The sequence below is a fragment of the Embleya sp. NPDC005971 genome (assembly GCF_040629175.1).
In the GTDB taxonomy this organism is placed as follows: Bacteria; Actinomycetota; Actinomycetes; order Streptomycetales; family Streptomycetaceae; genus Embleya.
Genome location: NZ_JBEXUX010000004.1, coordinates 19190 through 40786 on the forward strand (window position 1 = coordinate 19190; position 21597 = coordinate 40786).

Genomic DNA, 21597 nt, shown 5'->3' on the forward strand with positions numbered 1-21597 from the left:
CCGGCAGCCGGCGCTAAAGGCCCGAGGTGCGCAGCCGCTCCGCCGGGCGGGGTGGGGTCGGGTCGGTGATCGGGAGGTCGTACATCCGGAACAGCCGGGCGCGGACCGCGGCCAGCGGGTACGTCTCGGGGTAGACGGCCAGCTTGAAGATCACGCCCTCCAGGACGCTGCGCAGCGTGGCCTCCTCGGCGCCGGGGTCGGCCGCGCCGCGTTCGGCGAAGATCGCCCGGATACGATCCTCCGCCTGCTCCAACGCGGCCATGTTCGCCTGCTCGGCCTTGGCGTACGTGGCCCGGGTGGCCGGCTGCAACATCAGTGACAACAGGAGCCGTTGCACGTCGACGCCGGCCGCGGCGCCCTGCAGCGTGCGGTCGATCAGACCGGCCAGGCGTTCGTCGGCGGTCCGCTCGCCCGGCGGCGGCGCGGTCGCCCCGTACATGGTCTGCAACGCCTCGGACAACAACGCTTCCAGCAATTCGTCCTTGGTCGCGAAGTAGTAGGTGACCAGGCCCCGGGCGACCTCGGCGCGGGCGGCGATCTGGGAGATGGTCGCGCCGGTGTAGCCGCGCTCGGCGAAGACCACGAGCGCGGCGTCGAGGATGCGCCGGCGCGAGCGCTCACGCATTTCCTCGTTGGCCGAGGTTGACCGCGGCACCGCCCCACCCCCTCATGTCACCCGACCGTTCGGCCATTGTCTCCGACGCGCCGCCCCGGCCCACCGCCGGACCGGCCGATACGCACGGAGCGGCCGAAAACCGCCCACCCGCGACCGTGTTCGGGAGCTGCGGCCGGCCATGGCATCCGCGCCGGCCGGGCCTGGGCCGAACCGGTCGGCGGCTGCCGGTTCAGGCAGTGGGCACCGGGACGGCGGCCTCCCACGCGTAGCCGTCCGGGTCGGTGAAGGGTTCGGTGGTGCCGGCGATGGTGAGGCGGCGTGATCCGGTGCCGTCGGCGGGGACGCCGACGTCCTTGGCCAGCGCGCGGCGCCGGTACAGGGCCGGCTTGATCTGGCTCGACCCGGCGGCGAACTCGACGTAGACGCGGCTGAAGCTCTTCGCCACGACCAGGCCCTGGTCCACGTAGAACCGCTTGCTCGCGATCACGTCCGCGACGCCCAGCAGGAGCACGATCTCGTCGATGTCGCGGGTGGCGGGGCCGCTGTTCTTCTTCGCCGAGGTGGCGACCTTCCAGATCGTCCCGTCCGGTGCCTGGACGACCCCGCCGTACCCCCAGAGCGACTTCGCGGCGGGCTTGAGCGAGGTGGCGCCGGCGTCGAGAGCCGCGTCGATCAGGGCGTCGACGTCGGCCGGCTGGGCCACGGTGAGCGCCATGACGAACCCGCGGAAGCCGGTCGAGGGCGCGTCCGAGGCCCGCAGACGGAGCTGCGTGTGCAGACCGAACGCGGTGGTGTAGAAGCGGTGGGCGGCCGAAGGGTCGGCCACGTCGAGGGTTACCGAGGTGATTGCCATGCCCACCACGCTAGGCGCGACCCCCCGACCCGAGCTTCTCGAATCCTGATCGATCGGATGGACCGATCGATTCGACCGATCGATTCGACCGTCGGGTCGACGGGGGCTCCGGCCACGGCCGCGAGCACACGTGGCAAGTACCTATGCGTGACCGATTCCCCGTCGTTCCCGTCTCCCTAGTTTTGGGGTCACCGGAGGGAACGACCACCGAGTGGAACGAAACCGAGGAGCGCAGCATGACCGCCTACGCCATCGCCCGCCTGCAAGACGCCGCCCCGCACCCGGAGATCGCCGACTACATCGAGCGACTGCCCGCCACCTTCGCGCCGTACGGTGGCCGCTTTCTCGTGCACGTCACGCCGCACGAGGTCATGGAGGGCCGCTGGTCCGGAAGCGTCGTGATGATCGGCTTCCCCGGGATCGCCGAGGCGCGGACCTGGTGGGACTCACCCGCGTACCGGGAGATCGCGCCGCTGCGCTCACGGCACATCAAGGGCGACATCATTCTGGTCGAGGGCGTCCCCGAGGACTACGACCCGGGCGCCACGGCCAGGGGCATGCGCGAGGCACTGTCGGCGGAGTAGTCATCACGGTCGGTCGGGTGGTCCGGCGGGCAGGCCCTTGACTTCCCGATCGGTTAGCCATTGGCTAAACTGCGGTCGATGTGCCGCCCGCCCCACCCTGGCGGCCCCCGCGCCGTGCCCGGCGCGGCCGTTCCCGCGGCGGCCGGCCGATGACCACCATCGCCGCACGGCTCGTCGCCCGCCTGGCCGAACTCGGCATCGAGCACCTGTTCGGCGTGCCCGCCGACTACAACCTCGACTTCCTCGGTGTTCGCCGACGAGTCGCCGGCCATTCGCACGCTCGCGGAACTGGTCGGGCGGGAGTGGGAGGCGGGGCCGGCATCGGACCCGGCCCGGGACCGGTACGACCCGCGGGTCGTCGCGGCGACCTCGGTGCTCGCCGTGCCGGCCTGGAGCGTGTTCGCCCCCTACGTGTTCCCGGCCGCCGGACTCGCGGACCGGGACCCGGACGACGTGCACGCCGAAGTCCTCGATCTGTTGCGGGACATGATCGCCACGACCGGGCCGGGCCCGGACCGCGGAAGCACGGATGTCGGGCCCTGAGGCCGAGGACCCGCACCGCGCGAGTTTGTGCGGCCGGCTATTTCGGGTGGGGGTCGGTGGTCTCGGGGCGGGCGACGGTGCGGTCGCGCCAGGCGTTTTCCCACTGGCGGGTCAGCGCCGGGTAGACGATCAGGTGACGGAACGGGGCGATGCCGGCCATGTACAGCCGGCCGAATCGGCCGTTGGGCTTGACCAGGACCGCCATGCGCAGTTCGTACTCGCCGCTGTCGCCGGACACCGGCGCCCACCCCAGGTGCATCACCGTGTGGCAGGTCTGGTTCGCCAGTTCCTGGGCGGCCTCGTCGGCCAGTTCGTACATCGGGGTGAACGGCATCCCGCGCGGCGCGGCGGTGTCCACGGTCTCGGCGAGGTCGGCCGGCAGGCGGTCGTGCAGGGGCGGAACCCGCGACCCCAGGCTCGCCTTCGGCTTGTCCCAGCCGAACAGTGCGCCGAGCTTCCAGCGCAGCGCGAACAGGAACCGGACCGGAGCGCTCTGCTTGCCGAATCCGCCGTCGCCGCGCAGCGCGGCGAGCATCACCGGGAAGTCGTTCGGCCCGGCGCCGGCGGTGCGGTAGGACCACACGTCCTCGATCCGGAAGTCGCTGGTGAACTCGTGGATTCGCCAGGGCTGTTCGGTGTGCGCCGAGCGGGCAAGCCTCATCGCCGCCGCCTTTCCTGCTGGGTCGGGATGGCGTGTCCCCACCTGTTATACGCTTGCGTATAGATCAGGGCAAGAACGAATATGCGGTGGCGTATATCGGACCGGAAGCGAGGTGGGACACCGTGGGCGTTGCGCGCACACCACGTGAGAGGTGGGTCGAGGAGGGCCTGCGGGCCCTGGCCGACGGCGGCCCGGACGCGGTCAGGATCGAGGTGCTGGCGAAGCGCCTCGGCGTCACCAAGGGCGGGTTCTACGGCTACTTCGCCGACCGCGACGCGCTTCTGGAGGCGATGCTCGACACCTGGCAACGGGAGTGCACCGACGAGGTGATCGAACAGGTCGAGCGCGAGGGCGGTGACCCCAGGACCAAGGCCCGGCGCGCCGGCAAGCTCACCTTCTCCGACGACCGACTGCTCCCGATCGACCTCGCGGTCCGCGACTGGGCCCGGCGCGACGAGGCGGTCGCCGAGCGCCTGCGCCGCGTGGACAACCGGCGGATGGAGCTGCTCCGCGAGATGTTCGGCACCTTCTGCCCCGACCCCGACGAGGTCGAGGCGCGCAGCCTGATCGCCTTCTGCGTGGCGATCGGACACCACTCCCTCGCCGCCGACCACCAGGGCCGCAGCCGCACCGACGTGCTCGCCCGCGCCGCGGCCCTGGTCATGGACTGCCCGCGCGACGCGTAGGGCGCCGGCGGATCACCGCGGGGCGGGACGGCGGCCCGCGGCCGGCGACGGGGTGACCGAGTCCGGAGCGTGAACGTGACCGTGCCGTCGGCCGGTTGCCCGTCCCCGACGAGCCCGGCGGACGGGTACACCCACCCGCCGCCGTGGTGACCCCGGCCTCGTCGCCGCCCCGGGCCCGCGCGCGGGTGTCCGGGGCGGCGCGCTATACGGTGGGTCGATGATCATTTCGCTGCCGCCGGGCGAGTTCCGCGCGTACCTGTTCGACTGCGACGGCACCATCGCCGACTCCATGCCCCTGCACTACCGGGCCTGGAAGCAGGCGCTCGACGAGTGGGACTGCGCCTTCCCCGAGGACCTGTTCTACGCCTGGGGCGGCCGGACGGTGGCGGGCATCATCGCCTCGCTCAACCAGGAGCAGGGGCTGGACATGCCGGTCGAGGTCGTCGCGCAGCGCCGCGAGGCGCTCTTTCGCGAACTGCTGCCGCAGGTGACCCCCGTGCCGGGAGTGCTCGCGCACATCGACAACGCCTGCGGACGCATACCCACGGCCGTCGTCTCCGGCAGCACCCGCGATTCCGTCACCGCGTCGCTGAGCGCGTTGGGTCTGTCGGACCGGTTCGACGTACTGGTGTGCGCCGGCGACTACACCAGGGCCAAGCCCGATCCCGAGGGTTTCCTCAAGGCCGCCGAGCACCTGGGCGTCGCCCCGCGGGACTGCCTGGTGTTCGAGGACACCGACCTGGGGATCCAGGCCGCCGACGCGGCGGGCATGGCCTCGGTGCGCGTGCCCCCGCCCCGGCGGGGATGAACGACACACCTCGCATCGGTCGCCGGGCCCGGAGCCGACGCTCCGGCCCCGGGCGGCGTCACAGTCGGTCGAAAAGCCCGAGCAGCGCCCGTGATACCGCGGTGTCCGGATCCGCGAGATCCAGCACCACGTCGAAATGGTTGCGATCCGGGACGACCAACAACTCCGTACCCCAGTGCGCCGCGAACGCGCGGGACTGCTCGGTGAAACCGCTCGCCTCGTGCTGCGCGAGCACCGTGACACCGGGCACCCGAGGAGGCGCCCCCGGCACGAGCGGGCTCAGCGCGGCCGCGCGCTCCTCGTCCAGGGTCAACCACGCGTTGGCCCGGGTGCGCACCAGCGGTCGCACGTCGAACAATCCGCTGATCGGAAACCCGGCCGCGACCACGTCCTCGGGCAACCCGACCGCCGCCTGCCAACCGTCGACCAGCGTCATCGCGGCCAGGTGGCCCCCCGCCGAACTGCCGCCCACGACCACCCGCGAACGATCCAGCCCGTGGCGCGGCCCCTCGCGGTACACCCACGCGATGGCCGCACGCACCTGCCGGGTGATCTCCTCCAGGGTCGCGGCCGGCGCGAGCGTGTAGTCCGGTACGACCGTCGCCACCCCGCGCTCGGCCAACATCCGCGCCCCGAAGGCCGAGTCCGCACGCGACAACGCCCGCCAATAGCCGCCGTGCACGAACACGAACACCGGACGCGGCGCCGTCGCCGACCCCGGCCCCCACACGTCCAGCCGCTCCCCGCTCGCGTCGTCGTAGACCAGCCCCGTGGTGCCGGGCAGGCCGGCGACCGCCGCCGCCGACTCCGCCCGATAGCGCTCCATCAACCGGGCGAATCGCTCCGGTCCCACCGTCGCCCGCGCGTCGTACGCGACGTCCAGCTCCGCATCCACCGCCGTGTTCGTCATGCGCCGGCACCCCGCGCGAACTCCACCGTCGCGGCCGCCGGCCCGGCGGTGACGTGGTGGTCGGTCCCGTGTGTGCCCGGGGTCACGGTCGGCATGGTCCGGTACTTCCTTCCCGATCGGCAGTGCTCGACAAGCATCAGGCAGCCTCTCGGGTCGCGGCATGCCGATCAAATGCCGGTCTCGGAGAGAGTCATACCATGATCGATATGGGCCTGCGGTGCCGACGCGGTGCGGACAGGATCCGGCGCGCCGCCGAGTGCGTGTCCCGGCGGCCGGTCGATCGTTTGGCGACGTGAGACTTGTTCCGCACCCTCGGAGGGAATGCCCATGCGCCGAATCTGTACGGCGGCTGCCCTGGCCATCACCGCGTTGACGCTGGGATCGACCGCCACCGCCCACGCCGACCGGCCCGGGCCCTCGGTCCTGGACCGGGTCACCAACCTGGACCCCGCCAACCTGGGCCACATGGTGGACGGGCCCACGCAGAAGGCGACCGGCATCGTGACGTCGTCGAACGCACAGCCGTGACCTCGCCGGCGCCGGGTCGCCCCGCGGGGCGATTCCGGCCGGTCGGTACAGTACCCGGATGGTGAACCCACGGGAGCAGATTCTTGCCGAGCTCGGCGTCAAGGCGACCATCGTGCCCAAGGTCGAGATTCGGCAACGGGTCGATTTCCTCAAGCACTACCTGAGGTCGACCCCGGCCAACGGCTACGTGCTCGGGATCAGCGGCGGCCAGGACAGCACCCTGGCCGGCAGGTTGTGCCAACTCGCCGCCGAGGAACTGCGGGCCGAGGGACACGAGGCCGAATTCGTCGCGGTGCGGCTGCCGTACGGAGTGCAGGCCGACGAGCACGACGCGCAGATCGCGCTGGAGTTCATCGCGCCCGACCGGTCGATCACGGTCAACGTCAAGCCGGGCGCGGACGCCGTCGCCGCCGAGGTGGCACTCGGCCTCGCGGAGCAGGCGGGCGACCCGGCCGGGCTGCGGGACTTCGTGCGCGGCAACCTCAAGGCCCGCGAACGCATGGTGATCCAGTACGCGATCGCCGGCCAGGCCGGCCTGCTCGTCGTGGGCACCGACCACGCGGCCGAGGCGGTGACCGGCTTCTTCACCAAGTACGGCGACGGCGGCGTCGACATCACCCCGCTGACCGGACTGACCAAGCGCCAGGGCGCCGCGCTGCTCCAGGAGCTGGGGGCGCCCCCGAGCGTGTGGGAGAAGGTGCCCACCGCCGATCTGGAGGACGACCGACCCGCACTGCCCGACGAGGTGGCGCTGGGCCTGACGTACAGCCAGATCGACGACTACCTCGAAGGTCTCGACGTCGCTCCCGAGGTGGCCGCGAAGCTGGAATCGATCCACCGCGCGACCCGCCACAAGCGCACGGTCCCGGTCACCCCCCTCGACGACTGGTGGCGCTAGCCGATCCCGCCGACGAGGGGATTGGGCACCTCGGTCCACGCGTCGCCCGGGCGGCCCGGGTTCAGGCGCATGCCGGTGAGGGCCTTCGTCGGTAGTGGCCGGGTCGACAGGGCCTCGACGTCGTCGGTGTGGGCGAGGTCTCGGGTGAGCGCGGCGAGCAGTTCGCGCATCGTGTGGGCGTTGCCCGCCAGGGGGCCGAGGGTGCCGGTGATCAGCGACCCGAAGAGCTTGCGTCGCAGTTCGCCGGCGTCGTCGGTGACGGGTCGCCCGGTCAGCGGTGGTGGGGCGATCCGGTGCCGGCGCAGGCGGGCCGGGCTGATCCGCACGTCGGCGATGTCGCGGTAGACCAGGCGCACCGGGTCGCCGGCCCGGTCCACGATCACGAGCAGGTTCTGGCCGTGGGCCTCCAGGGCCACGCCCAGGTCGAGCAGGTCCAGGCAGACCGAGCCGGCCAGCCGGGCGAAGGCCAGGACCGCAGCGGGCGAGCCGGCGAACGCCGCTGCGGGCAACACCCGTTCGCCCGCCTCGTGGTCGGCGTGGGCGCCGGGCGACTCGCGCAGCACCGCCGCGAGGTCGGCGGTGCCGGCACTTGCCGCGGCGAGCGTGCGGGTGATGTGCAGGCGACCGTCGAGGCGGCGCGCGAGCCGGTCCAGGAAGGCGGACACCGCGACGGAGTGCGCCACCGAGTGCTCGGAGATGTCGCGCACCGAGGAGGTCAGCCGAGCGCTCAGGGCGGTCTTGACGTGCGGGCCGCCGGCGAGCGGGGCGAGGGTGCGCAGGGACATCAGGGGATGCGCCGGAAAGCCCGGCCGGACGGGGGTGTCGGGCAGCACGTGCCGGGCCTGCCAAGGGTGGACCGGGACGAGTACGGTGCGCCCCTCGCGCAGGTGGGCCGGCCAGTCGCCGACCACCAGGGCGTCGGCGGTCGCGGCCAGGCCCAGTTGCACCACCGGCCGATGCTCGGGGGCATAGGCGAGTTGCTCGCCGGCGGTGAAGCCGGGTCGGGAGCGACACCCCGGGTGGTAGGGGTGGCCGTCGACGACGCGCTGTTCCCACTCCCAGTCGTTCCCGGGCGGATCGCGCGGGGTCGGTGTGGTGCGGGAAAGGGCGAGGGAGGCCGTGCTGTTGTCGAGTTCGACGGCGAACTCCGGGCCGTGCGGCACCCGTAGCGCGCGGACCAGCCGAGCCGGGTGATGGTACGCGGTGCCCGCGAGCACCACGACGGTGGTCGAGGGCCGGGTATCCCAGGGATCGGGCGCCGGGCCGTGCGCGCGTCGGCCGTCGGCCAGGTGCAGCACGACCGCGTCGCCGGCCCGCTCGTGGCGCACGACCCAGGGCAATCGGTCGTGCACCAGGCCGCGCCACAACCGGCTCAGCACTGCGGCCCGGGCGCCGGGCAGCGCCGCCTCGTACGCGCCGAGCCGATCCGGCGACGCCGTGCGCAACTGGTCGGCCAGGAGCCGTTCACCGATCGTGTGAAACAAGACCTGCTCCCCATTTACGGTCCGTACAGTGAATGACCGTGAACATCCCAGTCTCCGTGATCGACGACATCGCGGCGGGTCCACTGCTCAATTGCCTGCTGCGCGAGTTCGGCGAACCGATCGGGGAACCGGGCGCCGGGCGCCGGATCCACCGGTTGCGCGGCGGCGGGCTGCTGCGGGTGCGGGAGGGGCGGCGCCCGGCACAGCCGGAACGACGCGTGGGCCGGGCATGGCAACGCCTGAGCCACGGCGGCCTGGTCGCGTTGGTGGGAGAGGTCCTGCGGGAGAACACCGGGCGCGCCAATGCCGGACTCCTCGCCGAGATGGTCGACAGCCGGGATGTGCTGGCCTCGATCCTCGCGGCCCGAGTGCGCGCCGAGCCGCCGGCGGATCGATATCTGCGCTCCGAACAGGCCCTGCTGGTGGGGCATCCGTACCATCCCGCACCCAAGGCCCGCGGGGGCGCGCGCTCCGGCACCTGGTTGCGGTACGCGCCCGAGGCGCACGCCCGCTTTCCGCTGACCCTGCTCGGCGTGCGCGAGGACGTGCTCGTGGGCGAGGGCGATACGCGTCGCCTGGACACCCTCGGCGTGGCGCCGGCCGGATACCGACTGCTGCCCGCCCACCCGTGGCAGCTCGAACTGGCGGCGCGGCGACCCGAGGTGCTGCGCGCGTTCACCGACGGACGACTCGTGGCGCTGGGGCACACGGCGGTCGCGGCCCGACCCACCGCGTCGGTACGCACCGTGCATCTGCCCGCCGGCGCCGGGGTGGACGACGTGTTCCTCAAGTTCAGTCTGGACGTACGCATCACCAACGACGTTCGCCGGCTGTGGCGGCACGACCTGGTCAAGGTGTGTCGTACCAACACCGCGGTCGCCGCGGCGTTCGACGCGCTGCCGGGGCCGGCGGCGTGGTTGCGCGAGAGCGGCTACCGCACCGTCGGCGGACTCTTCGAGACGTTCGCGGTCCTGGTCCGGGAGGGGCTCGGGCGGCGGGTGCTGCCCGGGGCCGCGGCGTTGCTCGCGGCCGCGCTGACCGAGGACTTCGACGGCAACCCGCTGGACCGGGTCACCGACCCGTGCCGATGGTGGGCGGCCTACCTGCGCCACGTGGTGCCGCCCGTGCTGGAGGTCTTCGCCCGGCACGGCCTGGTGTTGGAATGCCACCTCCAGAACACCCTGATCGCCGTCGACGGCGAGGGCCTCCCGGTGCAGGCGATCTTCCGGGACGCGGAAGGCGTCAAGGTGCTCCGCGACGTCGGCCGGGCGGTCGGCTGGGAACGTCTGGTCTATTGCCTGGTGGTCAACCACCTGACGGAGATCGCGAGCACGCTCGCCGAGCGCTTCCCGCACACCGCCGACGCACTGTGGCCGGCCGTACGCGCGGAATTCGAGCGTGCCGCGGACGAGTACGAACTGCCCGAGGCCGCCGACCTGCTCACGACGCCGACGCTGCCCGCGAAGGCCAACCTGTCGCTGCGCTGGGGCGACGCCGACGGCGCGCACTCCCACTTCATACCGATGCCGAACCCGCTCCGCGGGCAGACGGCAGCCCACCTGCCGCAGCGGACACCCGCTCCCGTCGGCCCGCTCACCGACGGCGACCCGACGGTCCTGTGCGAGGGCGCACCGGCCCCGACGCGGTGACGCCGTTTACGGCGTCGAGCGCGTCCGGGTAGGCGCGCAACACGTGCAGGGGACGGGTGGTACCGGTCGACGACCACGGCACCCCACCTCGGCCGGGGCGATGCGAACCGGGGTCATGGGGGTGGGGTGGCGGGTCGCTCGGACGCGGCGGCGTAGCGGTGGGCCAAGAGGGCGAAGGCGGCCTTGAGTTCGGGTGGTCCGACGACCTCGATGTCGGCGTCGAAGCCGCCGACGGCGGCGGCCAGGCCGGGCCAGGACCACGAGCCCAGCACGAGCCGGCAGCGGTCCGGGCCGAGTTCCTCGACGATTGCCTCGCGGGCGTACCGGGAGACGGCGGCGGCGGGCAGGTCGAGGATCACCTCGCCGCGGCACGGCCACTCGCCGGAGCCGTCGGAACCCTGGAAGCGGCCGGCGACGAAGGTGGCCACGTCCCCGCCGGGCAGCTCGCGTCGGGCGAAACGGGGCCCGGTGGGGACGCGCGGGGTGATCCGGTCCGCGCGGAACGTGCGCCAGTCCGCGCGATCGAGGTCCCAGGCCACCAGGTACCACCGCCCGCTCCAGGTGACCAGATGGTGCGGCTCCACCCGACGCGGCGGGGGCTGGGCGGGGTCGCCGGCGTCGGTGGCCGACGGGTGCGCCGGGGCGTAGTCGAAGCGCAGCACCTCGCGGGCGTGTACGGCGTCGCCCAGGGCCACGAGAACGCCGCCGTCGACCGGCGAGCCCGATCGCGTCGTGGGCCGGCGCACGGCGGTGACCTGCAGGACGTCGATCCGGCGGCGCAATCGCGGCGGCATCACCTGGCGCACGGTGGCCAGCGCCCGTGCCGCGGCCTCCTCGATCCCGACCCCGGCGGTGCCCGCGATCTGCAGGGCGACGGCGAGGGCGACGGCCTGCTCGTCGTCGAACAACAACGGCGGCAGTTCGGCGCCGGCGCCGAGTCGATAGCCGCCTTCGGGTCCCTTGAAGGCCACGATGGGGTAGCCGAGCTCGCGCAGGCGATCCACGTCCCGGCGCACGGTGCGTGGGCTCACGTCCAGCCGCTCGGCCAGCAGCGCGCCGGGCCAGTCCCGGCGTGCCTGGAGCAGGGAGAGCAGCGCGAGCAGACGGGCCGAGGTCTTGGGCATGCCTGCATTGTTCCCCGAGTAGAGGACACTACCTGGCCGCTTCTGTTGGGATCGTTGTCTCATACCGATCAGCGATCACCCGGAACGACCGGAAGGACCGATCACCATGACCGACACGACGCCGCAGCCCGCCACCCCGGACGCCGAGCGCGCCGACCTGCTCGCGGCCCTCGCGACCGCGCGAAAGCACCTGATCGGCACGGTGCAGGGGCTCGACGACGAGCAGGCCCGCGCCTGCCCGACGGTCAGCACGCTGTGCCTGGGCGGGCTGATCAAGCACGTCACGTCCGTCGAGGAGACGTGGACGCGCTTCGTGGTCGAGGGCCCGACGGCGATGTCCTACGACCTGCCCGAGGGGGTCACCTGGGCGGACTTCGCGGCCGGCACCGCCCGCGAGATCCCACAGTGGGCGATCGACCGGGAGAACGGCTTCCGGATGTTGCCCGGCGAAACGCTCGCCGGGATCCTCGAGGACTACGAGCAGGTCGCCGCCCGGACCGACGTGCTCGTCGCCACCCTCCCCGACCTGTCCGCCACGCACCCGCTGCCGGAGGCCCCCTGGCACGAGCCGGGCGCGGCACACAGCGCGCGCCGCGTGCTGATGCACATCGTCGCCGAAACCACCCAACACGCGGGCCACGCCGACATCCTGCGCGAGACCCTCGACGGACGGACATCCATGTAGGCGGGGACGCGGCCGGCCCGCCGGGCCGGCCGGTCCCGGGCCCGGTCCTCGTTTCCGACGTCCATTCGATCCGCGAGCGCCATGCGCTCGATGAGGGTGCCATCAGATGAGTCCGACAACCATCCTCGACAACCGTGCGCTCAACCGCGCCACGCTCGCTCGGCAGTTGCTCCTCGATCGTGCCGAACTGCCCGTGTCGGACGCCGTCGCCCATCTCGGCGGTCTACAGGCGCAGGAACCACAGGAGCCGTTCGTCGGACTCTGGTCGCGGCTGCACGCCTTCGACCCGGCGACGCTCTCCGACCTGCTGATCGGGCGGGACGTGGTGCGGACCCACCTGATGCGCCGCACCGTGCATCTCGTCACCGCCGCCGACGCCCTGGCCTGGCGCGCCCGCCACGACGCCATGTTGCGCCAACGGGTCCTGGGCACCTACCGCACCGACCTCGACGGCCTCGACCTCACCGAACTCGCCGCGGCCGGACGGGCGATCATGGCCGACGGCGAGCCCCGCACGATGGCCGAACTCACCCGCGCCCTCGCCGAACATTGGCCGACGACAAACCGGCGCGCACTGGGGGAGATGCTGATCGCCGCCCTCGTGCCGATGGTGCAACTCCCGCCGCGCGGGCTCTGGCGTACCAGGGCGGGAGTACGCAACGTGCGACTCGCGGCCTGGCTGGGCCGCGACATCGACCCGCTCGACCCGGACGGTGCCGACCTCGTGGGTCAGGCGCTGGTACGGCGCTACCTGGCCGCGTTCGGCCCCGCCGCCACCGCCGACCTGCGGGCCTGGAGCGGCCTGGCCGGACTCCCGGCCGCGGTCGCGGCCATCCGCCCGGAGCTGGTCGCCTTCCGCGACGAGCGGGGCCGCGAACTGCTCGACCTCCCGGACGCGCCACGCCCCGACCCCGACACGCCCGCCCCGGTCCGGTTCCTGCCGGCGTTCGACAACGCGATCCTCGGCTACCACGACCGCAGCCGAATCATCGACGACGCCCACCGCGGCCTGTCGGTGGCCGGCGCCCGCGTCGTCCTGGTGGACGGCCGAGTCGCCGCGACCTGGACCGTCGAGACCGACACCGTGGTCGTCACCCCCCTGGCCCCCCTCTCCCGACCCGACCACACCGCTCTCACCGAACAGGGCCGAGAACTGGCCTCGTTCCTCTCCGACCACGCCACCGACGGAGTCCGCATCACCGCTGTGTGAACGCCGCGTCGCCCGGCGCCGGAGAAACAATCGCCCAGGGCGGACGATCATGCCGCGGCCCCGGAACACCACCGGCGACAACCACCGGAACCGCGTCGGCGGCAGTAGGTGATCGGCGAGCCCCCGTAGCCTGGTCCGAAAGGGTGGGCGGTCGGGAGAGAGTGGGCACGGCGTGTCGATCGGGCTGATGATCGTTCTCGGTGTTCTCGGATTGATCGTGGTCGGGCTGTTGTTCGCCGCGTTGATCGGGGCGACGTTCGGGCGGCGGGCCCGGGCGGGCAGGCGGGCCGGTCGGTACACCTCGCGGCCCGGGAACTCGTCGAGCAATTGGTGAGGTCGGGTTGCGGGTCGACCCCCGGCCCCGCTTCGGGGCGGACGGTGCCGGGAGCCGGTACCGCCCGTCCCGGCAGCGGGTCGACGGCAGGTCAGTAGTCGACGCGGTCGGGTTTGGCGAGCCATGCGTCGAAGGGGGCCGTACGGTTCGGCAGGTCGAGTTGTTCGACCCGGGTCGGCCACATCGACCTGGGCTTCTTCTCGAAGAGGTCGTAGAACTTGCGGTCGTCGAAGCCGGCCACCGCGGCGTCGTGCCGGTCGGCGGAGTAGACGATCCGGTCGACACGCGCCCACAGCGCGGAGGAAAGGCACATCGGACACGGCTCACACGAGGTGACCAGGACGCAGCCTTCGAGCGAGAAGGTGTCCAGTTGCCGGCAGGCGGCGCGCATCGCGCTCACCTCGGCGTGCGCCGTCGGATCCAGGGTCGCGGTGACCCGATTGTTGCCGATCGCGACGATCTCGCCGTCCTTGGCGAGCAGCGCGCCGAACGGACCGCCGCCCTTGGTCACGCTGTCGGTGGCCAGCCTGATCGCCTCGTCCATCCAGGCGCGTTCGAGGTTGTGGGTGCTTGATTCCTGGGCGTGCGCGGTCATCGTCACTCCTTTGTCGGGGGTGGTGGTGCGGTGGGTGGGGACGCGGGAGTTCAGCGCGGTTCGATGCCGCAGATGTGCTCCGGTGCCACCGGGGTGTGGGTCAGGTTCAACCCCGTCGCGTGGCGGATCGCGTTGACGATCGCCGGGGTGGCGGAAATGGTGGGCGGTTCGCCGACACCACGCACGCCGTACGGCGAGTTCGGGTCGGCCCGTTCGATCACGTCCACCGTCATCGGCGGCATGTCCACGATGGTCGGGATCAGGTAGTCGGTGAACGACGGGTTGCGGATCCGGCCGTTCTCGACCCGGATCTCCTCCATCACGGCCAGACCGAGCCCCTGCGCGGAACCCCCGTGGATCTGCCCGACGACGGCGTCCGGGTTGATCGCCCTGCCGACGTCCTGCGCACAGTCCAACTGCACGACCTTGACCAGACCCAATTCGGTGTCCACGTCCACCACCGCGCGGTGCGCGGAGAAGGCGTGTTGCACGTGCACCCGCCGGCTCTGCCCGGTCACCGGGTCCATCGCGTACGTCTGCCGGTGGTGGTATTCCCTGGTCTCCTCGATCACGTCCTCGCCGAGCACGTCGACGAGATCGGCCAGGACACCGGTGACTTCGGAAACGATCTTGCCGCCGGCCAGCGACAGATCCGCGGGGTTCTCGCCGAACCGCCGGGCCACCCGGTCGAAGAGCACCTCGCGGACGGCCTCACACGCGTTCTTGACGGCGCCGCCGGTGATGTAGGTCTGCCGCGACGCCGAACTCGACCCCGCGTCACCGACGTCGGTGTCGTTCGGATGGATGTTCACCCGCTCCACGCCGAGTTCGCTGCGGGCGATCTGCTGCTGCACGGTGATCAGGCCCTGTCCGACCTCGGCCGCCGCCGTGTGCACCATCGCGATGGCATGGCCGCCGATGGCCTGCAACCGCACCCGCGCCGTGGAGTAGTCGTCGGCGCCTTCCGCGTAGGAGATGTTCTTGACGATCACGCTGTAGCCGACTCCCCGGACGATGCCTTCGCCGTGCGTGGTGTTGGCCGCACCACCGGGCAACTCCCGGATGTCCACCGGTTCGGTCCGCGTCTCGGGCGGCAGCGGGATGTTCCTGACCCGCTCCAGCAGTTCGGCGACCGGCGCCGGGTAGTCCAGCACCTGCCCGGTGGGCATGGCCGAGCCCTCGCCGACGGCGTTGAGCCGACGCAGTACCACCGGATCCATCCGCAACGCCTCGGCCAGCTTGTCCATCTGGGACTCGTAGGCGTACGCGGGCTGCACCGCGCCCAGGCCACGCATCGCGCCGCACGGCGGGTTGTTGGTGTACAGGCCCCAACCCTTGATGTCGACGTTGGGTACCTCGTACGGCCCGATGCCCAACGAGGTGGCGTTGCTGACCACGACGGGGGTCTTGGAGGCGTACGCACCACCGTCGAAGTACATCCTGGCCTTGACGTAGACGAGCCTGCCGTCCTTGGTCGCGCCGTGCTCGTAGTACATCTTCGCCGGGTGCCGGTGCACGTGGCCGTAGAAGGATTCCTCCCGGTTGTAGACCATCTTCACCGGTCGGGCGGTGTGCAGCGCCAACATGCAGCAGTGGATCTGCATGGACAGGTCTTCGCGGCCACCGAAGGCGCCGCCGACCCCGGACATGGTGAAACGCACCTTCTCGACCGGGAGTCCGAGTGCTCGCGCGGTCTGTCGCTGGTCCACGTGCAGCCACTGGGTGGCGAGGAACAGGTCGACCCCGCCGTCCTCGCCCGGGACGGCCAAGCCGGATTCCGGCCCGAGGAACGCCTGGTCCTGCATGCCCATGGTGTACACGTCGGAGACCACGACGTCGGCCCGTGCATTCGGATCGCCGGTGACGATCGGCTGATAGCGCACCACGTTGCCCCCGGGATGCAGCTTGGGCAGCGTGTCGTCGTGCGCGGCGCGCTCCGGGTCGGTGATCGGCTCGAACACCTCGTATTCGACCACGATCTTCTCCAGCGCGCGCCGGGCCGTCTCCGGGTGATCGGCGGCCACCAAGGCGACCGGCTCGCCCTGGTAACGCACGATGTCCCGAGCGAGGACCGGCGTATCGGCGACCTTGAGGCCGTAGATGTTCTCGCCGGGGACGTCCTCGTGGGTCAACACCGCGTATACGCCGGGGTGGGCGAGTGCGGGTCCGATGTCGATGGAATCGATCCGCGCATAGGGGTGTGGGCTGCGCAGCGTCGCACCCCAGAGCATGTCCTGCGCCCACAGGTCCGAGGAATAGGCGTACTCCCCGCGTACCTTGAGCGTTCCGTCCGGCCGCAGCGGGCTGTCGCCGATCCCGCCGGTGATCAATTCGTCGAGGTCCTGCGGGGTGCGGGCGGGAGAGGTCTGTTCGGTCATCGGGAAGCCCCCACGGTCTGGATACTCGGCGGCCCGCACCCGGGCCGGGTGGGTTCGGGCCGAGTGGGCCGGGCCGCCGGGTGGGTTCGGACGGAGCGGATCGAATTCGTGCGTTTGACAGGTGATTTGCCGATGCTCCGCGGCTCGCGCGAAACAGCGCTCCTCGATGCGGTTTCCGGCTGATCGCGGTTGGTCGGAAGCTGTGAGAAGTACACAGTCCATCCGGGGTGACCCGCCACGGGCGGAAGAAATGAAAGGCCACGCAGGCCCGGACCGGCTCTTCGTAGAGTCCTACAAGCCCCGGGTCACCGTCGACCGGGTCACCCGCACCGCGGTTCGCCTACGGGGTCCAGCGGGCGCGGAGGGTGGTATCGGGGTCCGGGAGGACGGCGGAGAGCAGGGGTGCGGATTCGGCCGGGTCCAGGGACAGGGCCATGGCGGCGCGGGCGCCGGTGAGGGTTCGGGCCAGGTCCGGGTCTTCGCCGCGGGCGACGAGGGCGGCGAGGTGCCGGGTCCCGGTTTCCCAGACGAGCCGGAACAGGTCGTCCCCAGTGACGGAGGCGAGGACGCCGGCGACGTCCGGGGAGAGATCGGGCCAGACGAGCAGGCGTGCGCGCGGGGCGAGTCGGGCACGGATCGGGTCGAGGGTGGCGGTGGTGAGTCGGTGCCATCGGGAGGTGGAGGCGAGGTAGCCCTCTTCGAGGATCACCGCACCGCGCGCGGCGACGAGCGCTGCGGTCTCCGCCCAGAACCCGGCGTCGGCGACGCGTGGCGCGGGAGCGTCGAGGTTCGGTGCGTACGGTGAGCCCACCATGGCTTCGGGGAACAGCCCCAGTTCGCGGGTGTGGGCGAGCGCGCGTTCGCAGGGGTCCGTGCTGCCGACGTAGACGTACTGGTCGTAGCCGACATGGACGAAGAAGCGTCCCTCGTCCTCCAGTCGGCACCAGGCGCCGCTGTCGCGCAGCATGGCGCGGACCAGTTCCAGCGCGGTGGCCACGGGCACTCGGGCGCCGTCGTGGTAGCCGGTGAGGTCGGGTGGGAAGAGTCCGGCCAGGCCGTGGCCGGCGGCGGTCGCGGCCGGGCCGGACTCGACCGGGCCGCCGACGCCCGGTTCCCGGATGGAGACTTCGGTGCTTCCGCTGTCCCGGGCGAAGGCGGCGACCGCGGACAGGTAGCCGGCTTCGACGGGGCCGCGGTCGCTCTCGGAGTGCTCGATGCCGGTGTAGCGACCGTACCCGTCGCGGTCGGCCGGGTCGTATTTGGTGACGCGGTAGGTGTACGGCAACACGTGGACTCCAGGTGGCGTCGGGCGAGGGGCGGCGGGGCCGTCGGGCACGAGGGTAGGGGCCGCCGGGCGTGCCCTCGGCGCCGCGAGCCCGCGTGCCTGCCGCAAGTCGCCTTCGCGGCCTTGCCGATGCGTTCGAGCGGGTGCCTTGCCGCGCGCACGAATCGGGCTCGCCGGCGGGGGAACGGCGGTCCCGGACGGTGTTCGTCGATGCCCTCCTCCCGGTTCTGCGGGCCTGTGACCGGCGGTGGAACTCCTGGTGCCCCCCGGGCGGGGATGGGCCGTCCCGGGATACCTCCGGGGCCTGCGCGGGGCCGTTGTGCGCCGAGGCCGGGGAGCCTTCGGCGGCTCGGGTGCGAAGCTCTGTGTGGCGATCTGAAGGCTTGGATGGCCGGGTGGCGTGGAGGGGATTGACATCCGGGATTCTGGAGGCTTGTAGCGGCAATTGGCCGGCTTGTATGCCGGCATACAGATCACTCGATCGGTATGATTGCGCTTGTTCTCGGATCGAGAATCGCGGCCCCGAAGGGGCCTTGTTCGGCATGCCTGCCCGCAGCCGATACCGCCCGACCACACCAACGCTCCCGTCACTCGACGGGAGCGCTGCTCGCAATGCCAGAAACGAGGGCTCCATGACCGATCCCGGCATCCTCTCCGTCGCCCCCGGGTCGCACGCCGACCGCACCGGCGGGGCGGGCGACCCCTACGACGCCGGTACGATCACCGTGCTGGACGGGCTGGACGCCGTTCGCAAACGGCCGAGCATGTACATCGGTTCGACCGGTGAGCGCGGCCTGCATCACCTGGTGCAGGAGATCGTCGACAACTCGGTCGACGAGGCTCTGGCCGGTTGCGCGGACCGGATCGACGTGACGCTCCTGCCCGACGGCGGCGTTCGGGTGGTGGACAACGGGCGCGGCATCCCCGTGGGCATGCACCCCCAGGCGAAGAAGTCCGGCGTCGAACTCGTGCTGACCGTGTTGCACGCGGGCGCCAAGTTCGACGGCGTGGGATACGCGGTCTCCGGCGGCCTGCACGGGGTCGGCCTGTCCGTCGTCAACGCCCTGTCCACCCGGCTGTCCGTGGAGATTCGCACGGACGGACATCGATGGAGCCAGGACTACCGCAACGGCGTGCCCGGCGCCGCTCCCGCCCGCCACGAGGCCGTGACCGACACCGGCACGTCAGTCGCCTTCTGGGCCGATCCGGACATCTTCGAGACTGTCGAGTACTCCTTCGAAACCCTGGCCCACCGTCTTCAGCAGATGGCCTTCCTCAACCAGGGCCTGACCCTGACCCTGACCGACGAACGCGCCGGCACCCGACCGGCGACCGGCGCGGCCGACCACGACCACGCCGGCGGGGAGCCGGGGGAGGACGGTGCGGCCCGGTCGGTCGAATACCGCTACCAGGGCGGCGTCGTCGACTTCGTGCGGCACCTCAACTCGCGCAAGGGCGATCCGGTACATCCCTCGGTGATCTCCCTCCGGACCGAGGATCCGGGGCAACTCCTCTCCGTGGACGTCGCGTTGCAATGGACCACCCGGTTCAGCGAGGGCGTGTACTCCTTCGCCAACGCCATTCACACGCACGGGGGAGGCACCCACGAGGAGGGCCTCCGTACCGCGGTGACCGGCGTGGTCAACCGCTATGCCCGCGAGCGCAGGCTGCTGCGGGACAAGGACGAGAACCTCTCCGGCGAGGACATCCGGGAGGGATTGACGGCGATCGTCTCGGTGAAGCTGGGCGAGCCGCAGTTCGAGGGCCAGACCAAGACCAGGTTGGGCAACACGCAGGCGCGGACGTTCGTGCACAAGGTCGTGCACGAGCACCTGTCCGACTGGTTCGACCGCAACCCGCTCGAAGCGGTGGACATCGTCCGCAAGGCGGTCAGCGCCCGGACCGCGCGGGTGGCGGCCCGCAAGGCACGCGATCTCACCCGTCGCAAGAGCATGTTGGAATCCACCGCGTTGCCGGGCAAGCTCGCCGACTGCCGGTCCACCGACCCGGCCGCCTGCGAGATCTTCATCGTCGAGGGCGATTCCGCCGGCGGTTCCGCCAAGTCCGGCCGCGACCCTCGGCACCAGGCGATCCTGCCCATCCGCGGCAAGATCCTGAACGTCGAGAAGGCGCGCATCGACAAGATCCTGCAGAACACCGAGATCCAGGCGCTCGTCTCGGCCTTCGGCACCGGGGTGCACACCGACTTCGACCTCGGCAAGCTCCGCTACCACAAGGTCATTTTGATGGCGGACGCCGACGTCGACGGCCAACACATCAACACCCTGTTGCTCACCTTCCTGTTCCGCTTCATGCGACCCCTGGTCGAAGCCGGGCACATCCACCTCTCCCGGCCCCCGCTCTACAAGATCAAGTGGAGCCGGGACGACACCCGGTACGCCTACAGCGACCGCGAGCGCGACAACCTCGTCGCACTCGGCGCACGCCAGGGCAAACGCCTGCGCGACGACACGATCCAACGCTTCAAGGGCCTCGGCGAGATGAACGCCGAGGAGCTGCGCGTCACCACCATGGACCCCGCGCACCGCGTCCTGGGCCAGGTCACGCTCGAGGACGCCGCCCGAGCCGACGGGCTGTTCTCCGTCCTGATGGGCGAAGACGTGGACGCACGGCGCCTGTTCATCCAACGCAACGCCCGGGACGTACGTTTCCTCGACATCTGAGTCCTCGGGAGCCGGCGCCCGACGGGGCTCAGTCGAGGATCGCCGTGGCCTCGATCTCGACCAGGTGCTCGGGGACGTCCAGGGCGGCGACCCCCAGCAGGGTGCCCGGCGGTACCGGGGTGACGCCGAGCCGCGCGGCGGCCCGACCGACGCCGGCCAGGAACAGGGGCAGCTTGTCGGGGGTCCAGTCGACGACGTGGACGGTCAGCTTCGCCACGTGGTCGAACGTGGCGCCGACCCCGGCCAGGGCGGTGGCGATGTTGAGGTAACACTGCTCCACCTGCGCCGCGAGGTCGCCGGCGCCGACGGTCACCCCGTCGGCGTCCCAGGCGACCTGTCCGGCGACGAAGACCAGCTTGGATCCGGTCGCGATCGACACCTGTCGGTACGCGTCGATCGCCGGGAGTCCGACGGGGTTCACCAGGGTGACGGCCATGTTGCCTGCCTTCGTGTACGGAGGGTCCACGGGCGCGCCCGCGCAACGCCGGGACCCGCGACCGCTCTCTTGTGGTTACTGGTGAACTGTAGGAGAGTGAGCGCTGACCTGGAAGAACGCACTTTTCGGTGACTGAGGAACCTTATGGTGACCAAGCGCGGGGACTTGCCCCACGACGCGGACCTGCTACGCGCGGACTCGCTGGCGCGGGAGATCTTCTCGGACGTCGCCAACAAGTGGGCGCTCCTGATCATCGGCGCCCTCGACCAGGGCACGCTCCGTTTCGGGGAGCTGCGCAACGAGGTCGAGGGCATCAGCCACAAGATGCTCACCCAGAACCTGCGCATGATGGAACGCAACGGCCTGATCGAGCGCAAGGTGTATCCCACGGTGCCGCCACGGGTCGAGTACACGCTCACCGAATCGGGCCAAGCCCTGCGGGCCACGGTCGACGGCATGTGCGACTGGACCCAGCGCTACCTCGGTCACATCGAGGCATCTCGCCGCAGCTTCGACGGGTGACGGGGGACGCCTCGCGGTGGCGGGGTGGGGCGGTGGTGAGCCGACTGTGGGCATCGATGATTCGTGCCCCGTCGTCGTCCCCCCGGGCGTTGTCGCCGGGGGGACTCGGTCGAACGGTCGGGTG

At 71.5% G+C, this 21597-nt stretch carries 22 protein-coding genes; 12 read left to right on the plus strand and 10 right to left on the minus strand.

All coding sequences use genetic code 11. The features are described 5' to 3' along the window. Positions 1–13 precede the first annotated feature (13 nt). Positions 14–625 carry a helix-turn-helix domain-containing protein gene (locus ABZ374_RS05630; RefSeq protein WP_360306528.1) on the minus strand — a complete coding sequence of 204 codons (612 nt, stop codon included), beginning with the start codon at positions 623–625 and terminating at the stop codon, positions 14–16. A gap of 220 nt (positions 626–845) precedes the next feature. Continuing rightward, complete coding sequence (locus ABZ374_RS05635; protein ID WP_360306531.1) at positions 846–1469, minus strand: glyoxalase; 624 nt, start codon at positions 1467–1469, stop codon at positions 846–848. A 236-nt stretch (positions 1470–1705) separates the two neighbouring features. Between ABZ374_RS05635 and ABZ374_RS05640 the strand changes: the two genes are divergently transcribed. Both ABZ374_RS05640 and ABZ374_RS05645 read left to right on the plus strand, forming a co-directional pair. Beyond that, a complete protein-coding gene (locus ABZ374_RS05640) occupies positions 1706–2053 on the plus strand; it encodes a DUF1330 domain-containing protein (RefSeq protein ID WP_360306534.1) in 348 nt (115 codons plus the stop codon). Positions 2054–2299: 246 nt separating this feature from the next. After that, positions 2300–2596 (plus strand): hypothetical protein, encoded by a 297-nt coding sequence (locus tag ABZ374_RS05645; protein ID WP_360306537.1) that lies wholly within the window; start codon positions 2300–2302, stop codon positions 2594–2596. A gap of 37 nt (positions 2597–2633) precedes the next feature. Here ABZ374_RS05645 and ABZ374_RS05650 read toward each other — a convergent pair whose 3' ends face one another. After that, complete coding sequence (locus tag ABZ374_RS05650; RefSeq protein ID WP_360306540.1) at positions 2634–3257, minus strand: DUF2867 domain-containing protein; 624 nt, start codon at positions 3255–3257, stop codon at positions 2634–2636. A gap of 122 nt (positions 3258–3379) precedes the next feature. On the opposite strand from ABZ374_RS05650, the gene ABZ374_RS05655 reads away from it, so the two are divergent. Together ABZ374_RS05655 and ABZ374_RS05660 are read left to right on the plus strand one after the other, a co-directional pair. Beyond that, positions 3380–3943, plus strand: coding sequence for a TetR/AcrR family transcriptional regulator (locus tag ABZ374_RS05655; protein ID WP_360306543.1), 564 nt, complete (start codon positions 3380–3382; stop codon positions 3941–3943). A gap of 217 nt (positions 3944–4160) precedes the next feature. Then, positions 4161–4751, plus strand: coding sequence for an HAD family phosphatase (locus ABZ374_RS05660; RefSeq protein WP_360306546.1), 591 nt, complete (start codon positions 4161–4163; stop codon positions 4749–4751). Between the two features lie 58 nt (positions 4752–4809). On the opposite strand, the gene ABZ374_RS05665 is transcribed toward ABZ374_RS05660, so the two are convergent. Next, positions 4810–5661, minus strand: a complete 852-nt coding sequence (locus ABZ374_RS05665) for an alpha/beta hydrolase (RefSeq protein ID WP_360306549.1) — start codon at positions 5659–5661, stop codon at positions 4810–4812. 327 nt (positions 5662–5988) lie between these two features. Here ABZ374_RS05665 and ABZ374_RS05670 point away from each other — a divergent pair, with 327 nt between their 5' ends. Beyond that, a complete protein-coding gene (locus ABZ374_RS05670) occupies positions 5989–6189 on the plus strand; it encodes a hypothetical protein (protein ID WP_360306552.1) in 201 nt (66 codons plus the stop codon). 58 nt (positions 6190–6247) lie between these two features. After that, positions 6248–7087: an ammonia-dependent NAD(+) synthetase gene (nadE, locus tag ABZ374_RS05675; RefSeq protein WP_360306555.1), complete on the plus strand. Its 840-nt coding sequence runs from the start codon at positions 6248–6250 to the stop codon at positions 7085–7087. On the opposite strand, the gene ABZ374_RS05680 is transcribed toward nadE, so the two are convergent. Next, positions 7084–8544 (minus strand): IucA/IucC family siderophore biosynthesis protein, encoded by a 1461-nt coding sequence (locus tag ABZ374_RS05680; RefSeq protein ID WP_360307170.1) that lies wholly within the window; start codon positions 8542–8544, stop codon positions 7084–7086. The genes nadE and ABZ374_RS05680 overlap by 4 nt on opposite strands. A 65-nt stretch (positions 8545–8609) precedes the next feature. On the opposite strand from ABZ374_RS05680, the gene ABZ374_RS05685 reads away from it, so the two are divergent. Continuing rightward, positions 8610–10220: an IucA/IucC family protein gene (locus ABZ374_RS05685; RefSeq protein WP_360306558.1), complete on the plus strand. Its 1611-nt coding sequence runs from the start codon at positions 8610–8612 to the stop codon at positions 10218–10220. A gap of 113 nt (positions 10221–10333) precedes the next feature. On the opposite strand, the gene ABZ374_RS05690 is transcribed toward ABZ374_RS05685, so the two are convergent. After that, positions 10334–11344: a WYL domain-containing protein gene (locus ABZ374_RS05690; RefSeq protein ID WP_360306561.1), complete on the minus strand. Its 1011-nt coding sequence runs from the start codon at positions 11342–11344 to the stop codon at positions 10334–10336. Between the two features lie 106 nt (positions 11345–11450). Between ABZ374_RS05690 and ABZ374_RS05695 the strand changes: the two genes are divergently transcribed. The 3 genes from ABZ374_RS05695 to ABZ374_RS05705 all read left to right on the plus strand — a co-directional run bounded on the left by ABZ374_RS05695 (position 11451) and on the right by ABZ374_RS05705 (position 13573). Beyond that, positions 11451–12029, plus strand: coding sequence for a DinB family protein (locus ABZ374_RS05695; RefSeq protein WP_360306564.1), 579 nt, complete (start codon positions 11451–11453; stop codon positions 12027–12029). 106 nt (positions 12030–12135) lie between these two features. Then, entirely contained in the window at positions 12136–13239 is a 1104-nt protein-coding gene (locus tag ABZ374_RS05700) for a winged helix DNA-binding domain-containing protein (RefSeq protein ID WP_360306567.1), read from the plus strand. A 187-nt stretch (positions 13240–13426) separates the two neighbouring features. After that, complete coding sequence (locus ABZ374_RS05705) at positions 13427–13573, plus strand: hypothetical protein (protein WP_360306570.1); 147 nt, start codon at positions 13427–13429, stop codon at positions 13571–13573. Positions 13574–13664: 91 nt separating this feature from the next. Here ABZ374_RS05705 and ABZ374_RS05710 read toward each other — a convergent pair whose 3' ends face one another. The 3 genes from ABZ374_RS05710 to ABZ374_RS05720 all read right to left on the minus strand — a co-directional run bounded on the left by ABZ374_RS05710 (position 13665) and on the right by ABZ374_RS05720 (position 17834). Next, the gene (locus ABZ374_RS05710; RefSeq protein WP_360306573.1) at positions 13665–14168 is read right to left on the minus strand and encodes a nucleoside deaminase; all 504 of its coding nucleotides are present in this window, start codon (positions 14166–14168) and stop codon (positions 13665–13667) included. 50 nt (positions 14169–14218) lie between these two features. After that, a complete protein-coding gene (gene pucD, locus ABZ374_RS05715; protein WP_360306576.1) occupies positions 14219–16546 on the minus strand; it encodes a xanthine dehydrogenase subunit D in 2328 nt (775 codons plus the stop codon). Between the two features lie 340 nt (positions 16547–16886). Then, the gene (locus ABZ374_RS05720; protein WP_360306579.1) at positions 16887–17834 is read right to left on the minus strand and encodes an RNA-binding protein; all 948 of its coding nucleotides are present in this window, start codon (positions 17832–17834) and stop codon (positions 16887–16889) included. Positions 17835–18463: 629 nt separating this feature from the next. Here ABZ374_RS05720 and gyrB point away from each other — a divergent pair. Next, complete coding sequence (gyrB, locus tag ABZ374_RS05725; RefSeq protein ID WP_360306582.1) at positions 18464–20515, plus strand: DNA topoisomerase (ATP-hydrolyzing) subunit B; 2052 nt, start codon at positions 18464–18466, stop codon at positions 20513–20515. 28 nt (positions 20516–20543) lie between these two features. Here the strand turns inward: gyrB and ABZ374_RS05730 are convergent, their stop codons facing one another. After that, entirely contained in the window at positions 20544–20951 is a 408-nt protein-coding gene (locus ABZ374_RS05730) for a RidA family protein (protein ID WP_360306585.1), read from the minus strand. Between the two features lie 144 nt (positions 20952–21095). Here ABZ374_RS05730 and ABZ374_RS05735 point away from each other — a divergent pair, with 144 nt between their 5' ends. Beyond that, a complete protein-coding gene (locus ABZ374_RS05735; RefSeq protein WP_360306588.1) occupies positions 21096–21473 on the plus strand; it encodes a helix-turn-helix domain-containing protein in 378 nt (125 codons plus the stop codon). Positions 21474–21597 lie beyond the last annotated feature (124 nt).

Excerpts from the sequence above, each read along its gene's own strand:
- ABZ374_RS05665 (WP_360306549.1), bottom strand. The coding sequence starts at position 5,661 with ATGACGAACACGGCGGTGGATGCGGAGCTGGACGTCGCGTACGACGCG.
- ABZ374_RS05705 (WP_360306570.1), top strand. The coding sequence starts at position 13,427 with ATGATCGTTCTCGGTGTTCTCGGATTGATCGTGGTCGGGCTGTTGTTC.
- ABZ374_RS05640 (WP_360306534.1), top strand. The coding sequence starts at position 1,706 with ATGACCGCCTACGCCATCGCCCGCCTGCAAGACGCCGCCCCGCACCCG.
- gyrB (WP_360306582.1), top strand. The coding sequence starts at position 18,464 with ATGACCGATCCCGGCATCCTCTCCGTCGCCCCCGGGTCGCACGCCGAC.
- pucD (WP_360306576.1), bottom strand. The coding sequence starts at position 16,546 with ATGACCGAACAGACCTCTCCCGCCCGCACCCCGCAGGACCTCGACGAA.
- ABZ374_RS05690 (WP_360306561.1), bottom strand. The coding sequence starts at position 11,344 with ATGCCCAAGACCTCGGCCCGTCTGCTCGCGCTGCTCTCCCTGCTCCAG.
- ABZ374_RS05735 (WP_360306588.1), top strand. The coding sequence starts at position 21,096 with ATGGTGACCAAGCGCGGGGACTTGCCCCACGACGCGGACCTGCTACGC.
- ABZ374_RS05650 (WP_360306540.1), bottom strand. The coding sequence starts at position 3,257 with ATGAGGCTTGCCCGCTCGGCGCACACCGAACAGCCCTGGCGAATCCAC.
- ABZ374_RS05700 (WP_360306567.1), top strand. The coding sequence starts at position 12,136 with ATGAGTCCGACAACCATCCTCGACAACCGTGCGCTCAACCGCGCCACG.
- ABZ374_RS05630 (WP_360306528.1), bottom strand. The coding sequence starts at position 625 with ATGCGTGAGCGCTCGCGCCGGCGCATCCTCGACGCCGCGCTCGTGGTC.
- ABZ374_RS05635 (WP_360306531.1), bottom strand. The coding sequence starts at position 1,469 with ATGGCAATCACCTCGGTAACCCTCGACGTGGCCGACCCTTCGGCCGCC.
- ABZ374_RS05695 (WP_360306564.1), top strand. The coding sequence starts at position 11,451 with ATGACCGACACGACGCCGCAGCCCGCCACCCCGGACGCCGAGCGCGCC.
- ABZ374_RS05710 (WP_360306573.1), bottom strand. The coding sequence starts at position 14,168 with ATGACCGCGCACGCCCAGGAATCAAGCACCCACAACCTCGAACGCGCC.
- ABZ374_RS05670 (WP_360306552.1), top strand. The coding sequence starts at position 5,989 with ATGCGCCGAATCTGTACGGCGGCTGCCCTGGCCATCACCGCGTTGACG.
- ABZ374_RS05730 (WP_360306585.1), bottom strand. The coding sequence starts at position 20,951 with ATGGCCGTCACCCTGGTGAACCCCGTCGGACTCCCGGCGATCGACGCG.
- ABZ374_RS05660 (WP_360306546.1), top strand. The coding sequence starts at position 4,161 with ATGATCATTTCGCTGCCGCCGGGCGAGTTCCGCGCGTACCTGTTCGAC.
- nadE (WP_360306555.1), top strand. The coding sequence starts at position 6,248 with ATGGTGAACCCACGGGAGCAGATTCTTGCCGAGCTCGGCGTCAAGGCG.